This window comes from Veillonella sp. CHU740 (assembly GCF_003992055.1).
Classification (GTDB): domain Bacteria; phylum Bacillota; class Negativicutes; order Veillonellales; family Veillonellaceae; genus F0422.
On record NZ_RQVD01000035.1, the window covers coordinates 1 to 223 of the forward strand.

Below are 223 nucleotides of genomic sequence, written 5' to 3' on the forward strand. Positions count from 1 at the left end.
GTCGTAACAAGGTAGCCGTATCGGAAGGTGCGGCTGGATCACCTCCTTTCTAGGGAGACATACACTAGCACAAGATGCTAGATGTCATACTAGGTCGACACTTTGGTCACCTGCATTGTTCAGCTTTGAGAGGTCAACTCTCATACGTAGGCCTATAGCTCAGCTGGTTAGAGCGCACGCCTGATAAGCGTGAGGTCGGTGGTTCAAGTCCACTTAGGCCTAC

Annotated in this window: 1 tRNA gene; it reads left to right on the plus strand. The window is 51.1% G+C overall.

Annotated features, from left to right (window positions below):
• The first annotated feature begins 148 nt into the window (after positions 1–148).
• Positions 149–222: transfer RNA gene (locus tag EO115_RS08340), tRNA-Ile, on the plus strand.
• Position 223: the final 1 nt, after the last annotated feature.